We start from the raw sequence: 16,108 nt of genomic DNA, 5'->3' as shown, positions 1-16,108 counted from the left end.
GTGGATCCTGGCGGGGTGAGCGAGACGAGCGCGTCGGTGGGAGCGGAGGTCCGCGAGCCGCAGCCCGGCGACCGGGCCACGGGGCTCGGGTCGTGGCCCGGCACCGACGTCCGCGAGGCCGCGCGCACGATCGTCGGCGAGGTGCCCGGGCTCCCGTACGTGCCCGAGCTGCCGGCGCGCGGGGCCGGCGCCGACATGGTCGGGCGCACCGCGGCGCTGCTCGTCGACCTCGCCGTCGAGGTGTGGCCGTCGGGCTACCGCGTGGCGCGCCGCCCCGGCGGGGAGCACCGGCGCGCCGAGGAGCTGCTCGCCCGCGACATCGACGCGATCGACGAGGCGCTGGGGGAGGCGGGCGCGCACCCGCCGGCGGTGAAGTGCCAGGTCGCGGGCCCGTGGACGCTCGCCGCGGGGATCGAGCTGCGTTCGGGGCACCGGGTGCTCACCGACCGCGGAGCGCTCGCCGAGTTCGCCGCCAGCCTCGGCGAGGGTCTGCGCACCCACGTCGCCGAGCTCGCCCGGCGCACCGAGGCGCCCGTCGTCGTGCAGATCGACGAGCCGACCCTGCCCGCCGTGCTGGCCGGCTCGCTGACGACGCCCTCGGGCTACGGGACGGTCGGCGCGGTCCCGGGTGCCGACGCCCGGGCGCTCCTCGAGCAGACCGTCCGGGCCGCGCGCGGGGCCGGCGCCGCGGCCGTCGCCGTGCACTGCTGCCACCCCACGCCGCCCCTCGCGCTCATCGGCGCGACCAGCCCGGACGCGGTGGCCGTCGACCTCCTCGCGCTCGGGGGTGCGGACGCGCCGAAGGAGGTGCTCGACGCCCTCGGCGAGCTCTGGGAGGCGGGCACCGAGCTCTGGCTCGGCGCCGTCCCGTCGACCGACCCCGCGACGGAGCCCGAGCTCCAGCCCCTCGCCCAGCCGGCCCTCGACCTCGCCGACCGCCTCGGCTTCGACCGCGCCCGCCTCGCCGACCGCGCCGTCGTCACCCCGACCTGCGGGCTCGCCGGCGCGAGCCCCGCGTGGGCGCGGCGGGCGACGGGCACGACCGTGGAGCTGGCCCGCGCCTTCGCCGACCCGCCGGAGCACTGGTGACACCCCGGTGATCCGATAGGAGCGTGCGGATCGGACTGGTGGGCGGCGGGTTCGCCGCCCTGCGCGGAGCCCTGGAGACGGCGTTCGAGGCGGCCGGGTGGACCGGTGTGGAGATCCTCGACATGCCGGTCGAGGTGCCCGCCGGCGGTCTCGAGCGCGTCGACGTCCTGTGCCCGATGGGCAGCACGATCTCGGGCGCGCTGATGGACGCCACGGCGCCGCGCATGATCCAGCAGTTCGGCGTCGGGCTCTCCGGGGTCGATCTCGACGCCGCCGCCGCGCGCGGCCTGCCGGTGGACAACGTCTCGGGCGCCGAGTCGGGCAACGCCGTCGCGGTCGCCGAGGTCGCCCTGCTCCACCTGCTCGCGCTGCTGCGCCGCTTCGAGGAGGCCCGGGCGAACGTCGCGACGAGCCTGGTGGGCGAGCCGTCCGGACGGACGCTCGCCGGGCGCACCGTCGGCGTGCTCGGCGTCGGCGACATCGGCGCCGAGGTGATCGTGCGCCTGCGGGCCTTCGCCGCCGAGCCCGTCGGGATCGGGCGCCGCCCGCGCGCCGAGACGCCGCGGGCCGCGGAGCTCCTCGACGACGCCCACTACCACCGCGCCGACGACCTGCTCGCCGCCCTGGCCCGCTGCGACGACCTCGTCGTGGCCTGCCCGCTGACCCCCGGGACGCGCGGCATCGTCGGCACCGCCGCGCTCGAGGCCCTGCGCCCCGGCGGCCACGTCGTCAACGTCGCCCGCGGCGGGATCGTCGACAAGGACGCCCTGCTCGCCGCCCTGCGGACCGGGCGGCTCGCCGGCGCCGGGCTGGACGTCACCTGGGTCGAGCCGATCGACACCGACGACCCGCTACTGGCCGAGAACGTCGCCGTGACCCCGCACGTCGGCGGCGTCACCGAGACCTCCTACGCCGGCATCGCGACCGGCTTCGTCGCCTCCGTGGAGCGCCACCTCGGACGGTGAGTCACCGCGGCGGGCACCCAACGCCGTTCCGCCGGAACGACCAGTCCACCGACGGCCCAGTGCGCGTACTCTCCGTACACGACACGGACGTCGGTGAGGCCGCCATGACCCGATCCCAGCTGCTGGCCGGCTCCGTCTGCGCGCTGGCGTGGGTGGCCGCCGTCCCGGTCGTCCTCGCGGCCCCGCAGGACGGCGGGTTCGCCCTCGCCACCCCGCGCGGCGCGTGGCACGCGGTGCTGGTGGTCGCCCTGGTCGCGGTGCTCGGGCTCGCCGTGGCCGGCCTCGCCGGCGCGCCCCCGCGCACCGGGCCGCAGCTGGTGGCCGCCGGCGTCGTCTGCGGGATCGCCTGGGGCGCCGCACTGCGGGGATTCATGGCGGCGGTGGCCGGACCGGAGTCGGTCGTCAGCTGGCTCGGGACGTTCGGCTTCATCCTGCTCACGTCCGCCGTGGTCGGCGGGCTGCTCGGCTACGCCGAACACCGGCGGCGTCTCGGTCGCCCGGGCCGCCGCCTGACGCTCGTGCCGCTGATCTTCGCGCTCGACCCGTCCGCGCTGCTCCTCGTGCTCCCGGCCATGGCCGGCGGGTGGGCGCTGGCCGGGCGCGGGACCCCGCGCGGGCAGCGGCTGGCCTGGACGGCGATGGCCGTGCCGATCGCGGCCTTCCTCGTCATCGTGGCGCTGCTCGACGCCGCCGAGAACGTCCGCACCCCCGAGGGTGTCGCCGCGACCGTCCTGCTGTTCTCCTGCCTCGGCGTCCTGACGCTCGCGTGCTCGATCCCTTACCGGGCCGCGCCGCCCCCGGGCCCCGACACGGTGGAGTCGGGGTTCACTGTCGGGGTGCGCGGCTAATCTCGGGCCCGTGACCAGCACGGAACACACCGACGTGCCGACCGACGTGGCCCAACGCCACCGCGAGCTGTCCGAGGTCGTGTCCGACCACCAGTTCCGCTACTACGTGCTCGATGCCCCGATCGTCACCGACGGCGAGTTCGACGAGCTGTTCGGCGAGCTGCAGCGCCTCGAGGAGGAGAACCCGTCGCTGGTCACGCCCGCGTCGCCGACACAGCGGGTGGGCGGCGGGTTCTCCACCGACTTCGTCGCGGTCGACCACCTCGAGCGCATGCTCTCGCTCGACAACGCGTTCGCCCACGAGGAGCTGCGCGAGTGGGTCCTGCGCGTGCAGCGGGAGCTCGACTTCCCCACCGAGGAGCTGCTCTACCTCTGCGAGCTCAAGATCGACGGGCTCGCGGTCAACCTGCTCTACGAGAACGGCCACCTCACGCGCGCGCTCACCCGCGGCGACGGGCGCACCGGCGAGGACATCACGCTCAACATGCGCACGCTGGCCGACGTGCCCACCGAGCTGACGGGCACCGAGGAGTTCCCGGTGCCCGAGCTCATGGAGGTCCGCGGCGAGGTGTTCTTCCGCCTCGCCGACTTCGAGGAGCTCAACGCCGGGCTCGTCGCGGCGGGCAAGCAGCCGTTCGCCAACCCGCGCAACTCGGCGGCCGGCTCGCTGCGCCAGAAGGACCCGCGGGTGACGGCCACGCGCCCGCTGCGCCTCATCTGCCACGGGCTGGGACGGCGCCGGGGCTTCACCCCGGAGCGCCAGTCCCAGGCCTACGACGCCCTCGCCGCGTGGGGGCTGCCGGTCTCCACGCAGACACGCGTGCTCCACGGCGTCGACGCGGTGATCGACCACGTCACCTACTGGGGCGAGCACCGCCACGACTCCGAGCACGAGATCGACGGCGTGGTGGTCAAGGTCGACGACGTCGCGCTGCAGCGCCGGCTGGGCTCCACGTCGCGGGCGCCGCGCTGGGCGATCGCCTACAAGTACCCGCCCGAGCAGGCCACCACGACGCTGCGCAACATCAGCGTCAACGTCGGGCGCACCGGACGCGTCACCCCGTTCGCCGAGATGGACCCGGTGCTGGTCGCGGGGTCGACGGTGTCGCTCGCGACGCTGCACAACGCCGGCGAGGTCGAGCGCAAGGGCGTGCTCATCGGCGACCGGGTGATCATCCGCAAGGCCGGCGACGTCATCCCCGAGGTGCTCGGGCCGGTCGTGGAGGCGCGCGACGGCAGCGAGCACGCGTTCGTCATGCCGACGCACTGTCCCGAGTGCGGCACCGAGCTGCGCCAGATGCGCGAGGGCGACAAGGACCTGCGCTGCCCCAACGCCCGCTCCTGCCCCGCGCAGCTGCGTGAGCGCCTGTTCCACGTCGCCGGGCGCGGCGCCTTCGACATCGAGGGGCTCGGCTACGAGGCGGCGACGGCCCTGCTCGACGCGGGCGTGGTGCAGGACGAGGGCGACGCCTTCCGGCTCACCGAGGACGACCTCCTGCGGGTCGACCTGTTCACCACCAAGGCCGGCAACGTCTCGGCCAACGGGCGCAAGCTGCTCACCAACCTCGAGACCGCGAAGCACCGCCCGCTGTGGAAGGTGCTCGTCGGTCTCTCGATCCGCCACGTCGGCCCCACGGCGGCCCAGGCGCTGGCGCGACACTTCCGGTCGATCGACGCCATCGACGCCGCCGATGAGGAGGAGCTGGCGGCGGTCGACGGTGTCGGGCCCACCATCGCCCACGCGGTACGGGAGTGGTTCTCGGTCGACTGGCACCGCGAGGTCGTGGAGAAGTGGCGCGCGGCCGGGGTGACGCTCGCCGAGGAGGCCGACGAGTCGGTGCCCCGCACCCTCGAGGGTCTCTCGATCGTCGTCACCGGCTCGTTACCCACGTTCTCCCGCGACGAGGCGAAGGAGGCCATCCTCGCCCGCGGCGGGCGGGCGGCGGGCTCGGTGTCCAAGAAGACGGCGTTCCTCGTCGTCGGCGACGAGCCGGGGTCGAAGTACGACAAGGCGGTGTCGGCGGGGGTGCCGATCCTCGACGAGGACGGCTTCCGCGTGCTGCTCGCCGAGGGCCCGGAGGCGGCGCAGGCCGCGGCCGTCGACCCCTCCGGCGGGGCGGCCGAGCCCGGGGGCTGACCCGCGGCCTGCAGCCCTCCCGACCCGTCGGGCAGACTCGCACCGTCGGGTGACGAAGCCTGCGTCCGTCCGAGTGGCATCGAGGTGGGTTTCCCGACGTCGACGGCTGGGCGTTGCCCTCACCGTCGGCAGCGTCGAAGCTGGACACCCCCGGTCCGGGCGGGCCACGGGTCGCGAGAGGGGAGGACACCGCGGTGCTGCAGTGCTGCCCCAACGGTGCCCGACCCGCCGACGTGTACCCGGCGGTGCCGATGAGCCCGCGCCACCTCGCCCGCGACGCCCGCGCCGTGGCCCTGCTCGGCGTCCAGAGCCTGCACGTCCACCCGCGCGACCGTGACGGTCAGGAGAGCCTCGACCCGCGCGTCATCGGCACGGTCGTCGACGCCATCCGCCGCGAGGCCCCGGAGATGGAGATCGGGGTCACGACGGCCCGCTGGGTCGAGCCGGACCCGCTGAAGCGCACCGAGATCATCGGGCAGTGGGGCCGCCTGCCCCGCCACGCGCGCCCCGACGTCGCGTCGGTGAACGTCCACGAGCGGGGCTGGCAGCGCGTGTGCGCCGCGCTCGACGCGGTCGACATCGGTGTCGAGCTCGGCGTGTGGACCACCGGCGACGCCGTGCAGCTCAAGCAGGCCGGCCTGCCCCGGGGCACCGTGCGGGTGCTCGCCGAGGTCACCGTCACCGACCCGGACACCGCGGTCGCCGAGGCCGTGCGCATCCTCAAGGCCCTCGGGCCGGTGCCGGCGCCGGTGCTGCTGCACGGCGAGGAGGCGGGCGCCTGGCCCGTGCTCGAGTACGCCAAGCGCAACAACCTCGACACCCGCATCGGCTTCGAGGACACCCTCAAGGGTCCCGACGGCACCTGGCTCGCGACGGGCAACGAGGAGCTCGTGCGCTACGCGCTGGGCCACGACGTCGGCGGGCGCTACGAGCGGCGCCGCAACGGATCGCGCGGCGGTCTGCGGTCGTCCGGCCGGTGGCCCGGGTCGCGCGCCGAGCACCGCCGCTGACGAATCCCGGTCCGCACTCGCGCGCTCACCTTGCGCTGTTCGTGGGTCGGTACGCGAGCGAGCTGCCCGCGACCGGGCGGGCCGGCGCGTCAGCCGGTGATCGTCGCGACGATCCCGGCGAGGTGCGAGAGGCGGGCGAGCTCGGAGGGGCGGAAGGCCGGTCCGCCCGGCCGGCCGACGACGACGGCGCGTTCCGGGCGTCCGAGCGGCGCGGCGGCGAGCTCGGTGTCGAGGGCGGTCCAGGCGTCGGGGACCGTGTGGCCGGCGTCCGGGTCGAGCACCGTCGCCTTGCTCAGCGGCAGCCAGGGCAGCTCGGCGGCCTCGGTCTCCGGGGCCGCCGCGCTCGAGGCGACGCGGCGCACGCGCGTGCCCTCGCCGGTGTTCTCGGTGATCAGCGCCCAGGCTGAGCGGAACAGACGCGGGACGCCCTCCGCGAGCCGGATCAGCCCCTCCTCGGGGCGGGCGGCGATCGTCTCGACGAGCTCCAGCTCGCGGGTGGTGTCCAGGGCACCGGCGAACGGGCGCACCGACTCGACCACCACCCCGTCGACCGCCTCCGCGGCGGTGATGAGCACGTCGGGCAGCCGGGAGCTGGGCATGTCGACGACGAGGTCGTCCACCGCCGAGCCCCCGCCGCGCTCGACGACGTCGACGGACAGGATGTCCGCCCCCTCGGCCCCGAGGGCGGACGCGAGCGCCCCGAGCGTGCCCGGACGATCCGGCAGCACCACGCGCAGCAGGTAGGTCACGGCCCTCCTCGACTCCCGGGACTCCCGGCGGCTCCGGGTGGCTCCGGGTGGCTCTCGCGGTGCGGGCCGTGTGGTCGACCCGCTCGCCGCCGGGCGGCGTCACGCCCCGGGCGCCCGCCGTGGGACCCCGCCGACGGGACCGGCGCATCCTCGCAGGAGCACCCCCGAGCAGGCGAGGATTGATCAGGCACGACCGCCGGAAACCCCGTCGGGGCCGGTCCTAGACTGGGTGTTCGCGCCCGGAGGATCCAGCGACGACGCTGCGACGCGCCGCTCGGCCCGGGACGACCGCGCACGACCCCGGAGGGACATGTCCGACATCACCCGCGACGACGTCGCCCACCTCGCCCGCCTGGCCCGGCTCGCCGTCTCCGACGCCGAGCTGGACATGTTCTCGGGACAGATCGACGCGATCGTCGACACCGTCTCCCGGGTCGGTGAGATCCCCGACGACGTCCCCCCGACCGCGCAGGTCGTCCCGCAGACGAACGTGCTGCGTCCGGACACCACGGAACCGTCGTTGCGTCGTGACGTGGCGCTCGCCGAGGCCCCCGCCGCCGAGGAGGGCCGCTTCCGCGTGCCGCGGATCCTGGGGGAGGAGCTGTGAACGAGCTGGTCTCCCTCGACGCCGCGGAGCTCGCGCGCCGGATCCACGCCCGCGAGGTGTCGTCGGTGGAGGTCACCCGCGCGCACCTCGAGCGCATCGAGGCCGTGGACGGCCCCGCCGAGAGCGGCGTGCACGCGTTCCTGCACCTCGACGCCGAGGGCGCGCTGGCCGCGGCCGAGGCCGCCGACCGCGCCGTCGCCGGCGGCGCGCCCGCGTCGCCGCTGGCCGGGGTGCCGATCGCGCTCAAGGACAACCTGACCACCACCGACATGCCCACGACGGCGGCCTCGCGCATCCTCGAGGGCTGGCGGCCGCCCTACGACGCGACGGTCGTGGCCCGGCTGCGCGCCGCGGGCCTGGTGCCGCTGGGCAAGACGAACCTCGACGAGTTCGCGATGGGCAGCTCCACCGAGAACTCGGCGTTCGGTCCCAGCCGCAACCCGTGGGACCTCACACGCATCCCCGGCGGGTCCGGCGGCGGGTCGTCGTCGGCGGTCGCCGCAGGCGAGTCGCCGCTGGCGCTCGGCTCGGACACCGGCGGCTCGATCCGCCAGCCCGGGGCCGTCACCGGCACCGTGGGCGTCAAGCCGACCTACGGCACGGTCTCGCGGTACGGGCTCATCGCGTTCTCGTCGTCGCTCGACCAGATCGGCCCCTGCGCCCGCTCGGTGCTCGACGCCGCGCTGCTGCACGAGGTCATCGGCGGGCAGGACCGGAACGACCAGACCTCGGTGAGCGCGCCCCTGCCGCCCGTGGTCGAGGCCGCCCAGGCCGGCGCCCGCGGCGACCTCGCCGGCGTGCGCATCGGCGTGGTCACCGAGTTCTCCGGCGAGGGCTACCAGCCCGGCGTGCTCGGGGCCTTCACCGACGCGGTGCGGACCCTCGGCGAGCTGGGCGCCGAGGTCGTCGAGGTCTCGTGTCCCTCGTTCGGCTACGCGCTGCCGGCGTACTACCTCATCGCGCCCAGCGAGGCGTCGAGCAACCTCGCCCGCTTCGACGCCATGCGCTACGGCCTGCGCGTCGGCGACGACGGCGAGCACGCCGCCGACGAGGTCATGTCGCTCACCCGCGAGGCGGGGTTCGGCGCCGAGGTCAAGCGCCGCATCATGATCGGCACGCACGCCCTGTCCGCGGGGTCCTACGACGCGCTGTACGGCAAGGCGCAGAAGGCCCGCACGCTGATCGTTCGCGACTTCACCGCCGCGTTCGCGACCTGTGACGTGCTGATCTCGCCGACGACGCCCACCACCGCGTTCGCCATCGGCGAGCGCGCGGACGACCCGCTGGCGATGTACCTCGCCGACCTCTGCACGATCCCGTCGAACCTCGCCGGGAACGCCGCGCTCTCGGTGCCGTGCGGTCTGTCCGCCGACGACGGGCTGCCCGTCGGCCTGCAGATCATGGCCCCGGCGCTGGCCGACGACCGTGCCTACCGGGTGGCCGCCGCCTACGAGGTCGCCCGCGGCCCGGGCGCCGGCCCCCGCATCCCCGAGCTCCGCGCCCTGGAGGCGACCCGATGACCGCCACCATCGACGCCGCTCCGTACACCGTCGAGGAGGTCTGCGAGCGCTTCGACCCCGTCATGGGGCTCGAGGTGCACGTGGAGCTCAACACCGCGACCAAGATGTTCTGCGGCTGCGCCAACGCGTTCGGCGCCGAGCCCAACACGAACATCTGCCCGGTCTGCCTCGGCCTGCCCGGCTCGCTGCCACGGCTCAACGGCACGGCGGTCGAGTCGGCGATCAGGATCGGGCTGGCGCTGAACTGCCGGGTGCGGGAGCGCTCCGGCTTCGCCCGGAAGAACTACTTCTACCCGGACATGCCGAAGAACTTCCAGATCTCCCAGTACGAGGACCCGATCGTCTTCGACGGGTACCTCGACGTGCCGCTGGACGACGGCACCACGTGGCGCGTGGAGATCGAGCGCGCGCACATGGAGGAGGACACCGGCAAGTCCCTGCACATCGGCGGGGCCACCGGGCGCATCCACGGCGCCGACCACTCCCTGCTCGACTACAACCGCGCCGGCGTGCCGCTCATCGAGATCGTCACCAAGCCGATCGTCGGGGCCGGCGTGCGCGCCCCCGAGGTCGCCCGCGCCTACGTCACCGCGCTGCGCGACGTCCTGCGCGGGCTCGGCGTCTCCGACGTGCGCATGGACCAGGGCTCGATGCGCTGCGACGCCAACGTGTCGCTCAAGCCGAAGGGCACCGACGCGTTCGGCACGCGCACCGAGACGAAGAACGTCAACTCGCTGCGCTCGGTGGAGCGCGCGGTGCGCTACGAGATGGGCCGCCACGCCGGCGTCCTGCTCTGCGGGGGCACCGTCACCCAGGAGACCCGGCACTTCGACGAGCAGTCCGGGACGACCTCGGCGGGCCGGCCGAAGGAGACCTTCGCCGACTACCGCTTCTTCCCCGAGCCCGACCTCCCGCCGCTGGAGCCGTCGCGCGAGTGGGTCGAGACGCTGCGCGCGGGCCTGCCCGAGCGGCCCTGGGAGCGCCGGGCGCGCATCCAGGCCGAGTGGGGCCTGTCCGACGAGGAGCTGCGCGACCTGGTCAACGCCGACGCGCTCGACCTCGTCGCCGACACCGTCGACGCCGGCGCGCCGCCCGAGGCCGCCCGCTCCTGGTGGGTGTCCTACCTCGCCCAGCAGGCCAACGCCGCCGGCGTCACGCTCCCGGAGCTCGCGATCACGCCGCCGCAGGTCGCCCGCGTGGTGGCGCTGGTCGCCGAGGGCACGCTGACCAACAAGCTGGCCCGCCAGGTCGTCGACGGCGTGCTGGCCGGCGAGGGCGAGCCCGACGAGGTCGTGGCCGGCCGGGGCCTCGCGGTCGTCAGCGACGAGAGCGCGCTGACCACCGCGGTCGACGAGGCGCTCGCGGCCCAGCCCGGCATCGCCGAGAAGATCCGCGCGGGCAAGACCAAGGCCGCGGGCGCGATCGTCGGTGCCGTGATGAAGGCCACGCGCGGCCAGGCGGACGCCGCTCGCGTGCAGGAGCTGGTGCTGGAGCGCTGCCGGTAGGTCCGGCCGCGAAAGATCTGGATCATGTTTTTCGTGATCCGACCGTAACCCCAACGGGATCCCTCCGTTGGGGGATTCAGGGAGCAGCGTGTAGCGGCTTCTTGACCGGGCGTCACAGCGTGCCATCGTCCGGTCCTATCCCCCGACGCCACACGAAGTACTGGAGGGTTCCGAATGGGTGCACACAGTGCCCGCCAGACCAGCACGGTCGGCAAGGTCGCCGGCCGGGGCGCGCTCACCGCGGCCGCTGCGCTCGCGCTGACCGGCGGCACCGCGTCCTTCGCTTTCGCCGCCGAGGCGCCCACCTTCGACAACACCGAGCAGACCGTCACGAGCCACGTGACGGAGCTGGCCGAGGGTGCGCAGGAGCTGCCCGAGACCGACGTCCCGACGACGGTGAAGGGTGGCGAGGAGCTCGTCGGCGGCGAGGTCTCCGCCGTGGAGCACGCCACGAGCGACATCGCCTCGGCGGCCACCTCGGACCTGCAGACCAACGCCAACGCCGCGGGGATTCCGGTGGGCAGCCAGGCCACCGACACCGAGCGCGAGATCGCCGGTCAGGTCTCCGAGGTCTCCGGGCAGGTCCACGACGCGACGGGCGCCGGCGCCGCGCAGCTCGACGAGGCCGCCGCGCAGGGCTCGAGCGTCCTGTCCTTCGGCGGCGCCGACAGCGACGACTGACCTCGTCGCCTGGTCCGCTCCCCAGACCGGGCGAGCCCACGGCCCCGTTCCTCCCCACTGCGACGTGGGGGAGCGGGGCCGTGGTGCGTCCGGGGCAGGAGCGGCGGTCGCCCGCTAGTCGGCCCCGCTCGCCCCGCCCGACGGGGGCCGGATGCGCACGACGCGGTCGTCGGTCGGCGTCACGGGCCCGCCGCCGCCCTTGTTGGCCGTCGTGAACCAGATGAGGCCGTCGGAGGCGACGTCCGTGCCGGTGATGCGCCCGTAGGCGCCGGCGAGGACGGCCTGCGGGGTCCCGACGAACGAGCCCTGCGGCGTCGGGCGCAGGACGAACATCGCGCTCGAGCCCTCCAGGCCGACGACGAGCGTGCCCGGCAGCGCGGCGCACCCGGCGACGCCGGGGCGGTCGGGCCACGTCCAGGCCGGCGAGGTCGCGGCGTCCGCGCCCGGCGCCTCACCGGGCCGCACGGCGAGCAGGACGTCGCGCGGTCCGGCCTGGTCGGTCACCCAGCTCACGCCCGTGGCGGGGTCGGCGCAGACGTCACCCGGGGCGTGCAGGCCGCTGCCGACGACCGGCGAGGTGGGGTTCGGCGTGCCGCGGGCCGGCCGGCCGAACGGGTCGATGCGCAGGAGCTTGCCCGCGAGCGAGGTGGGCGAGGTCGCCGCGGCCCGGTCGCCGCCGTCGCCGGTGGCCACGAGCAGCGTGCCGTCGGGCTCGACGCCGACCGCGCCGCTGTTGCCCGACGGCCCGCTCGGGATACCGCCGAGCACGGTCTTCGGGACGTCGCCGGGCGCGACGCGCATGACCGCGTTGCCGCCGGCGGTGGTGGCGTAGGCGTAGACGAGCTGGTCCTCGGCGTAGCTGGGGGAGAGCGCGATGCTCGTTAGCCCGCCGTCGCCGGTCGCGGTCACCGGGACCGTCGCCACCGTCTCGGGCTCCTCGTCGGGCGCCACGCGCACGATGCGCCCGGTGGTGCGCTCGGCGACCAGCGCGGCCGCGCCGCCGGGCAGGGTGACGATCGCCGACAGCGGGGCGAGGCAGGTGGCGACCACCTGCGGGTCGGGGTCGACGCACGGCGGCGGGGTCGAGGGCGGGCCGGAGTTCGGCGCGGGCGTGGGCTCGCCGGTCTCGGGCAGCTGCGGCTGCGGGGCGCGCTCGGCGCCGAGGTCCGGGCGCTCGCGCCAGGGCTGCTGACCGGCGTCCGGGAACTGGGCGCACCCGGCCAGCAGCGCCCCGAGCGTCAGCAGGGCGGCGAGGAGGGAGATCCGCCTCGCTCGCCACAGGGATCCCGGCACGGGTGGACACAGTAGGCGCCGACGTCTCTGCCGGCCGTGAGACGGGTGGACTAGCGTCCGCGGACCGTGAGCACCGAACCCGTGACCGTCCTCGTGCCCCACGTCGAGGGCGAGGCCGCTCTCGCCGACATCGACGGGCTCGAGCTCGTCCGCTACGACGAGCAGGCCGACGAGCTGCCCGCCGCCGCGCAGCGCGCCGCCGTCCTCATCCCCGGCTTCCTGGCCACCACCGAGGCGCTGAAGCTGGTGGAGCGCTGCCCGGCGCTGCGCCTGGTCCAGCTGCTCTCGGCCGGCGCGGAGATGTGGGTGGGCCGGCTGCCCGAGGGGGTGCAGCTCTCGGACTGCCAGGGCGCGCACGGTGGCGTTACCGCGGAGTGGGTGCTCGCGACCACCCTCGCCGTGCTGCGCGAGATCCCCCCGTTCGTGCGGGCCCAGGACGAGGGCCGCTGGGACCAGCACATCACCGACACCCTCACCGGCAAGCGCGTGCTGCTCGTGGGCGCGGGCGACCTCGCCGAGCAGACCGCCCGCCGGATGGAGACCTTCGACGTCGCGTCGATCACGCGGGTCGGGCGCCGGGCCCGCGACGGCGTGCACGCGACGTCCGAGCTGCCCGACCTGCTTCCCGACCACGACGTCGTCGTGCTCCTCGTTCCCCTCACCGACGAGACGCGCGGGCTCGTGGACGCCGCCTTCCTGGCCGCGATGCCCGACGGTGCGCTGCTGGTCAACGCCGCGCGGGGGCCGGTGGTGGACACCGACGCCCTGCTCGCCGAGCTGCGCACCGAGCGCCTGCGCGCGGCGATCGACGTCGTCGACCCCGAGCCCCTGCCCGCCGACCACCCGCTCTGGTCGGCACCGCAGCTGCTGATCACCCCGCACGTCGGCGGCAGCGTCCCCGGCCACCTCGATCGCGCCTACCGCGTCGTGCACGCCCAGCTCGCGGCCGTCGCGCGCGGGGAGGACCCGCCGAACCTCGTGCTCAACGGGTACTGACGACGACAGTTACTTGCCAGCTAACACGCAAGTATGTAGAAAGGGTGCAGCGCCCACGCATCCCGACGTGGACGACGTCGAGAGTGGAGTGGGCGATGACCGCGTGGACGACCGTGAGCACGGGTGCGGGCGAGGAGATCGTGTCGGTGCAGGTCGAGGACGGCGACCCGTTCGCCGTGATGGCCGTGGGGCGGCACACCGCCGTCCTCACGCGCGACGAGTGCCGCCGGATCGCGGACGCCCTGCGCGCCGCGTCCCGGCGCGACCCGGCGTCCTGACGTAGCGTCCGGTCGCGTGACGCGCCCGCTCGACGTCGGCGACCTGGTCGGCGCGTTCTTCGGGACGCTCTTCGTCGTGCTGAACGCGGGGCTGCTCGGGCCGGTGTGGCACCTCGTCGCCGCGCTGGTGGCCCTGGCGTGCGCGGCGGTGGTCGTCGCCGCGTTCCTGCGCCGCCGCCGCGGGACGGGCAGCGGCGGGATGTTCCCGCTGACGCGCTCCTACCGGCTGATCGTCGCGATCGAGGTGGTGGCGCTGTTCGGGGGCACGGCGGTGCTCGGCCGGCTCGCGCCCCAGCTCTTGGTGCCCTGGGTGGTGCTCGTCGTGGGCGTGCACTTCCTCGCGCTGGCGCGCTGGTGGCACGTCGGCGCCCGCCCGTTCGCCGTGCTCGGCGCCGTGCTGTCGGTGATCGCCCTCGCCGGGGGCGTGATCGGTGTGCTGGGCGGCGCGGCGTCGGCGCCGGTCGCGGCGTTCGTCGCCGGCGTCGGCGCGGGGGTCGTCATGCTGGGCGGGACGACCCCGCGCGCCGTCCGGGCGCTGCGGAGCTAGCCCGACCTAGACCGAGCGGACCGCGCCCGTCGCCCCCGAGGTGACGAGCGCCGCGTAGGCGCGCAGCGCGCTGGTGAGGTGGCGGTTGCGCTCGACGGCGGGCTGCCACGGGCGCTCCGAGGCGTCCATCTTGGCGCGGCGCTCGGCGAGCACGTCGTCGTCGACGAGCAGCTCGATCCGGCGGCTGTCGACGTCGAGGAGGATCTCGTCGCCGTCCTGCACCAGCCCGATCGCGCCGCCCGCGGCGGCCTCGGGGGAGACGTGGCCGACCGAGATGCCGCTCGAGCCCCCCGAGAACCGGCCGTCGGTGACCAGCGCGCACACCGCGCCGAGGCCGGCGCCCTTGAGGAACGCCGTCGGGTGCAGCATCTCCTGCATCCCCGGGCCGCCGGCCGGGCCCTCGTAGCGCACGACGATCACGTCGCCCGGCTGCACCTGCTTGCCGAGGATGATCGAGACGGCCTCCTCCTGGGACTCCACCACGCGGGCGGGCCCGCGGAAGTACCGCCCGTCCTCGGGCAGCCCGGCGCTCTTGATCACGGCGCCGTCGGGGGAGAGGTTGCCGGTCAGCACGGCGAGCCCGCCGTCGGCGGAGAACGCGTGCTCGACGTCCCTGATGACACCGCTGACGCCGTCCTCATCGAGCGAGGACCAGCGGTTCGTCGTCGAGAACGGCTCCACCGTGCGCACCCCGCCGGGCGCGGCGTGGAAGAGCTCGACGGCCTGCGCCGACGGCGAGCCGCCGCGGATGTCCCAGGTGCCCAGCCACTCCGGCAGCGACGGCGCGTGGACCGCGTGCACGTCGCGGTGCAGCAGCCCGGCGCGGTCGAGCTCGCCGAGGATCGCGGGGATGCCGCCGGCGCGGTGCACGTCCTCCATGTGGTGGCTGGAGTTCGGCGCGACCTTGGACACGCACGGGACCCGCCGGCTGACCGCGTCGATGTCGGCGAGCGTGAAGTCCAGCCCGGCCTCGTGGGCGGCGGCGAGGATGTGCAGGACGGTGTTGGTCGAGCCGCCCATGGCGACGTCGAGCGCCATCGCGTTCTCGAACGCGTGCTTGCTCGCGACGTTGCGGGGCAGGACGGACGCGTCGTCCTCGGCGTACCAGCGGCGGGCGAGCTCGACGACCGTGCGACCGGCGTCGAGGAACAGCTGCCGGCGCGCGGCGTGCGTGGCCAGCGTCGAGCCGTTGCCGGGCAGCGAGAGGCCGAGGGCCTCGGTGAGGCAGTTCATCGAGTTGGCGGTGAACATGCCCGAGCACGACCCGCAGGTCGGGCACGCCGAGCGCTCGACCTCGGTGAGCCCGTCGTCGCTGACCTGCGAGGACGCCGACGCAGAGATCGCGGTGATGAGGTCGGTGGGCGCCTGTGCGACGCCGTCGACGACCACGGCCTTGCCGGCCTCCATGGGCCCGCCGGACACGAACACCGTCGGGATGTCCAGCCGCATCGCGGCGTTGAGCATCCCCGGGGTGATCTTGTCGCAGTTCGAGATGCACACCAGCGCGTCGACCGCGTGGCCCTGGACCATGTGCTCCACGGCGTCGGCGATCACCTCGCGCGACGGCAGCGAGTGCAGCATCCCGCCGTGGCCCATCGCGATGCCGTCGTCCACGGCGATGGTGTGGAACTCCCGCGCGATCCCGCCGGCCTCCCGCACGGCGCCCGCGACGAGCTCGCCCAGCTCCTTGAGGTGCACGTGGCCGGGCACGAACTGCGTGTAGGAGTTGGCGATCGCGACGAGCGGCTTGCCGAAGTCGGAGTCGGTGAGGCCGGTGGCCCGCCAGAGGGCGCGGGCCCCGGCGGCGTTGCGGCCCTGGGTGGTGACGCGTGAGCGCAGCGGCGGCACGGGTGACCTCGCAGGAAGGTGATCAGGAGTGGACC

At 75.1% G+C, this 16,108-nt stretch carries 15 protein-coding genes; 12 read left to right on the top strand and 3 right to left on the bottom strand.

The window, feature by feature from the left end; translation table 11 throughout:
* Positions 1 to 15: 15 nt before the first annotated feature.
* From PHK61_RS18410 to PHK61_RS18390, 5 genes are all read left to right on the top strand, one after another.
* Positions 16 to 1,089 carry a uroporphyrinogen decarboxylase/cobalamine-independent methonine synthase family protein gene (locus PHK61_RS18410; RefSeq protein WP_274282468.1) on the top strand — a complete coding sequence of 358 codons (1,074 nt, stop codon included), beginning with the start codon at positions 16 to 18 and terminating at the stop codon, positions 1,087 to 1,089.
* Positions 1,090 to 1,112: 23 nt separating this feature from the next.
* A complete protein-coding gene (locus PHK61_RS18405) occupies positions 1,113 to 2,054 on the top strand; it encodes an NAD(P)-dependent oxidoreductase (protein WP_274282467.1) in 942 nt (313 codons plus the stop codon).
* Positions 2,055 to 2,158: 104 nt separating this feature from the next.
* A complete protein-coding gene (locus PHK61_RS18400) occupies positions 2,159 to 2,902 on the top strand; it encodes a hypothetical protein (protein WP_274282466.1) in 744 nt (247 codons plus the stop codon).
* A 10-nt stretch (positions 2,903 to 2,912) separates the two neighbouring features.
* Positions 2,913 to 5,039 (top strand): NAD-dependent DNA ligase LigA, encoded by a 2,127-nt coding sequence (ligA, locus tag PHK61_RS18395; RefSeq protein WP_274282465.1) that lies wholly within the window; start codon positions 2,913 to 2,915, stop codon positions 5,037 to 5,039.
* A gap of 194 nt (positions 5,040 to 5,233) precedes the next feature.
* A complete protein-coding gene (locus PHK61_RS18390) occupies positions 5,234 to 6,049 on the top strand; it encodes a 3-keto-5-aminohexanoate cleavage protein (protein ID WP_274282464.1) in 816 nt (271 codons plus the stop codon).
* Between the two features lie 89 nt (positions 6,050 to 6,138).
* Here PHK61_RS18390 and PHK61_RS18385 read toward each other — a convergent pair whose 3' ends face one another.
* A complete protein-coding gene (locus tag PHK61_RS18385) occupies positions 6,139 to 6,798 on the bottom strand; it encodes an ACT domain-containing protein (RefSeq protein WP_274282463.1) in 660 nt (219 codons plus the stop codon).
* 310 nt (positions 6,799 to 7,108) lie between these two features.
* Between PHK61_RS18385 and gatC the strand changes: the two genes are divergently transcribed.
* From gatC to PHK61_RS18365, 4 genes are all read left to right on the top strand, one after another.
* Positions 7,109 to 7,405 carry an Asp-tRNA(Asn)/Glu-tRNA(Gln) amidotransferase subunit GatC gene (gene gatC, locus PHK61_RS18380; protein WP_274282462.1) on the top strand — a complete coding sequence of 99 codons (297 nt, stop codon included), beginning with the start codon at positions 7,109 to 7,111 and terminating at the stop codon, positions 7,403 to 7,405.
* Entirely contained in the window at positions 7,402 to 8,925 is a 1,524-nt protein-coding gene (gene gatA / locus PHK61_RS18375; protein WP_274282461.1) for an Asp-tRNA(Asn)/Glu-tRNA(Gln) amidotransferase subunit GatA, read from the top strand. Before gatC ends, gatA begins: the two co-directional genes overlap by 4 nt.
* A complete protein-coding gene (gene gatB, locus PHK61_RS18370; protein WP_274282460.1) occupies positions 8,922 to 10,430 on the top strand; it encodes an Asp-tRNA(Asn)/Glu-tRNA(Gln) amidotransferase subunit GatB in 1,509 nt (502 codons plus the stop codon). Before gatA ends, gatB begins: the two co-directional genes overlap by 4 nt.
* Before the next feature lie 174 nt (positions 10,431 to 10,604).
* A complete protein-coding gene (locus tag PHK61_RS18365) occupies positions 10,605 to 11,111 on the top strand; it encodes a hypothetical protein (protein ID WP_274282459.1) in 507 nt (168 codons plus the stop codon).
* A gap of 114 nt (positions 11,112 to 11,225) precedes the next feature.
* Here PHK61_RS18365 and PHK61_RS18360 read toward each other — a convergent pair whose 3' ends face one another.
* On the bottom strand, positions 11,226 to 12,404 hold the full coding sequence (locus PHK61_RS18360; protein WP_274282458.1) for a PQQ-dependent sugar dehydrogenase: 1,179 nt from the start codon (positions 12,402 to 12,404) through the stop codon (positions 11,226 to 11,228).
* 66 nt (positions 12,405 to 12,470) lie between these two features.
* On the opposite strand from PHK61_RS18360, the gene PHK61_RS18355 reads away from it, so the two are divergent.
* The 3 genes from PHK61_RS18355 (at position 12,471) to PHK61_RS18345 (ending at position 14,225) form a co-directional block, all read left to right on the top strand.
* The gene (locus PHK61_RS18355) at positions 12,471 to 13,400 is read left to right on the top strand and encodes a 2-hydroxyacid dehydrogenase (RefSeq protein WP_274282457.1); all 930 of its coding nucleotides are present in this window, start codon (positions 12,471 to 12,473) and stop codon (positions 13,398 to 13,400) included.
* Between the two features lie 95 nt (positions 13,401 to 13,495).
* Entirely contained in the window at positions 13,496 to 13,678 is a 183-nt protein-coding gene (locus tag PHK61_RS18350) for a hypothetical protein (protein ID WP_274282456.1), read from the top strand.
* Positions 13,679 to 13,694: 16 nt separating this feature from the next.
* Positions 13,695 to 14,225 carry a hypothetical protein gene (locus tag PHK61_RS18345; protein WP_274282455.1) on the top strand — a complete coding sequence of 177 codons (531 nt, stop codon included), beginning with the start codon at positions 13,695 to 13,697 and terminating at the stop codon, positions 14,223 to 14,225.
* A 6-nt stretch (positions 14,226 to 14,231) separates the two neighbouring features.
* Here PHK61_RS18345 and ilvD read toward each other — a convergent pair whose 3' ends face one another.
* Positions 14,232 to 16,073 carry a dihydroxy-acid dehydratase gene (gene ilvD, locus PHK61_RS18340; protein ID WP_274282454.1) on the bottom strand — a complete coding sequence of 614 codons (1,842 nt, stop codon included), beginning with the start codon at positions 16,071 to 16,073 and terminating at the stop codon, positions 14,232 to 14,234.
* Positions 16,074 to 16,108: the final 35 nt, after the last annotated feature.

It is taken from the genome of Actinomycetospora lutea, from assembly GCF_028737205.1.
In the GTDB taxonomy this organism is placed as follows: Bacteria; Actinomycetota; Actinomycetes; order Mycobacteriales; family Pseudonocardiaceae; genus Actinomycetospora; species Actinomycetospora lutea.
The sequence above is the reverse complement of the archived record's forward strand: the minus strand, read 5'-3'. Positions and strand labels throughout refer to the sequence as shown.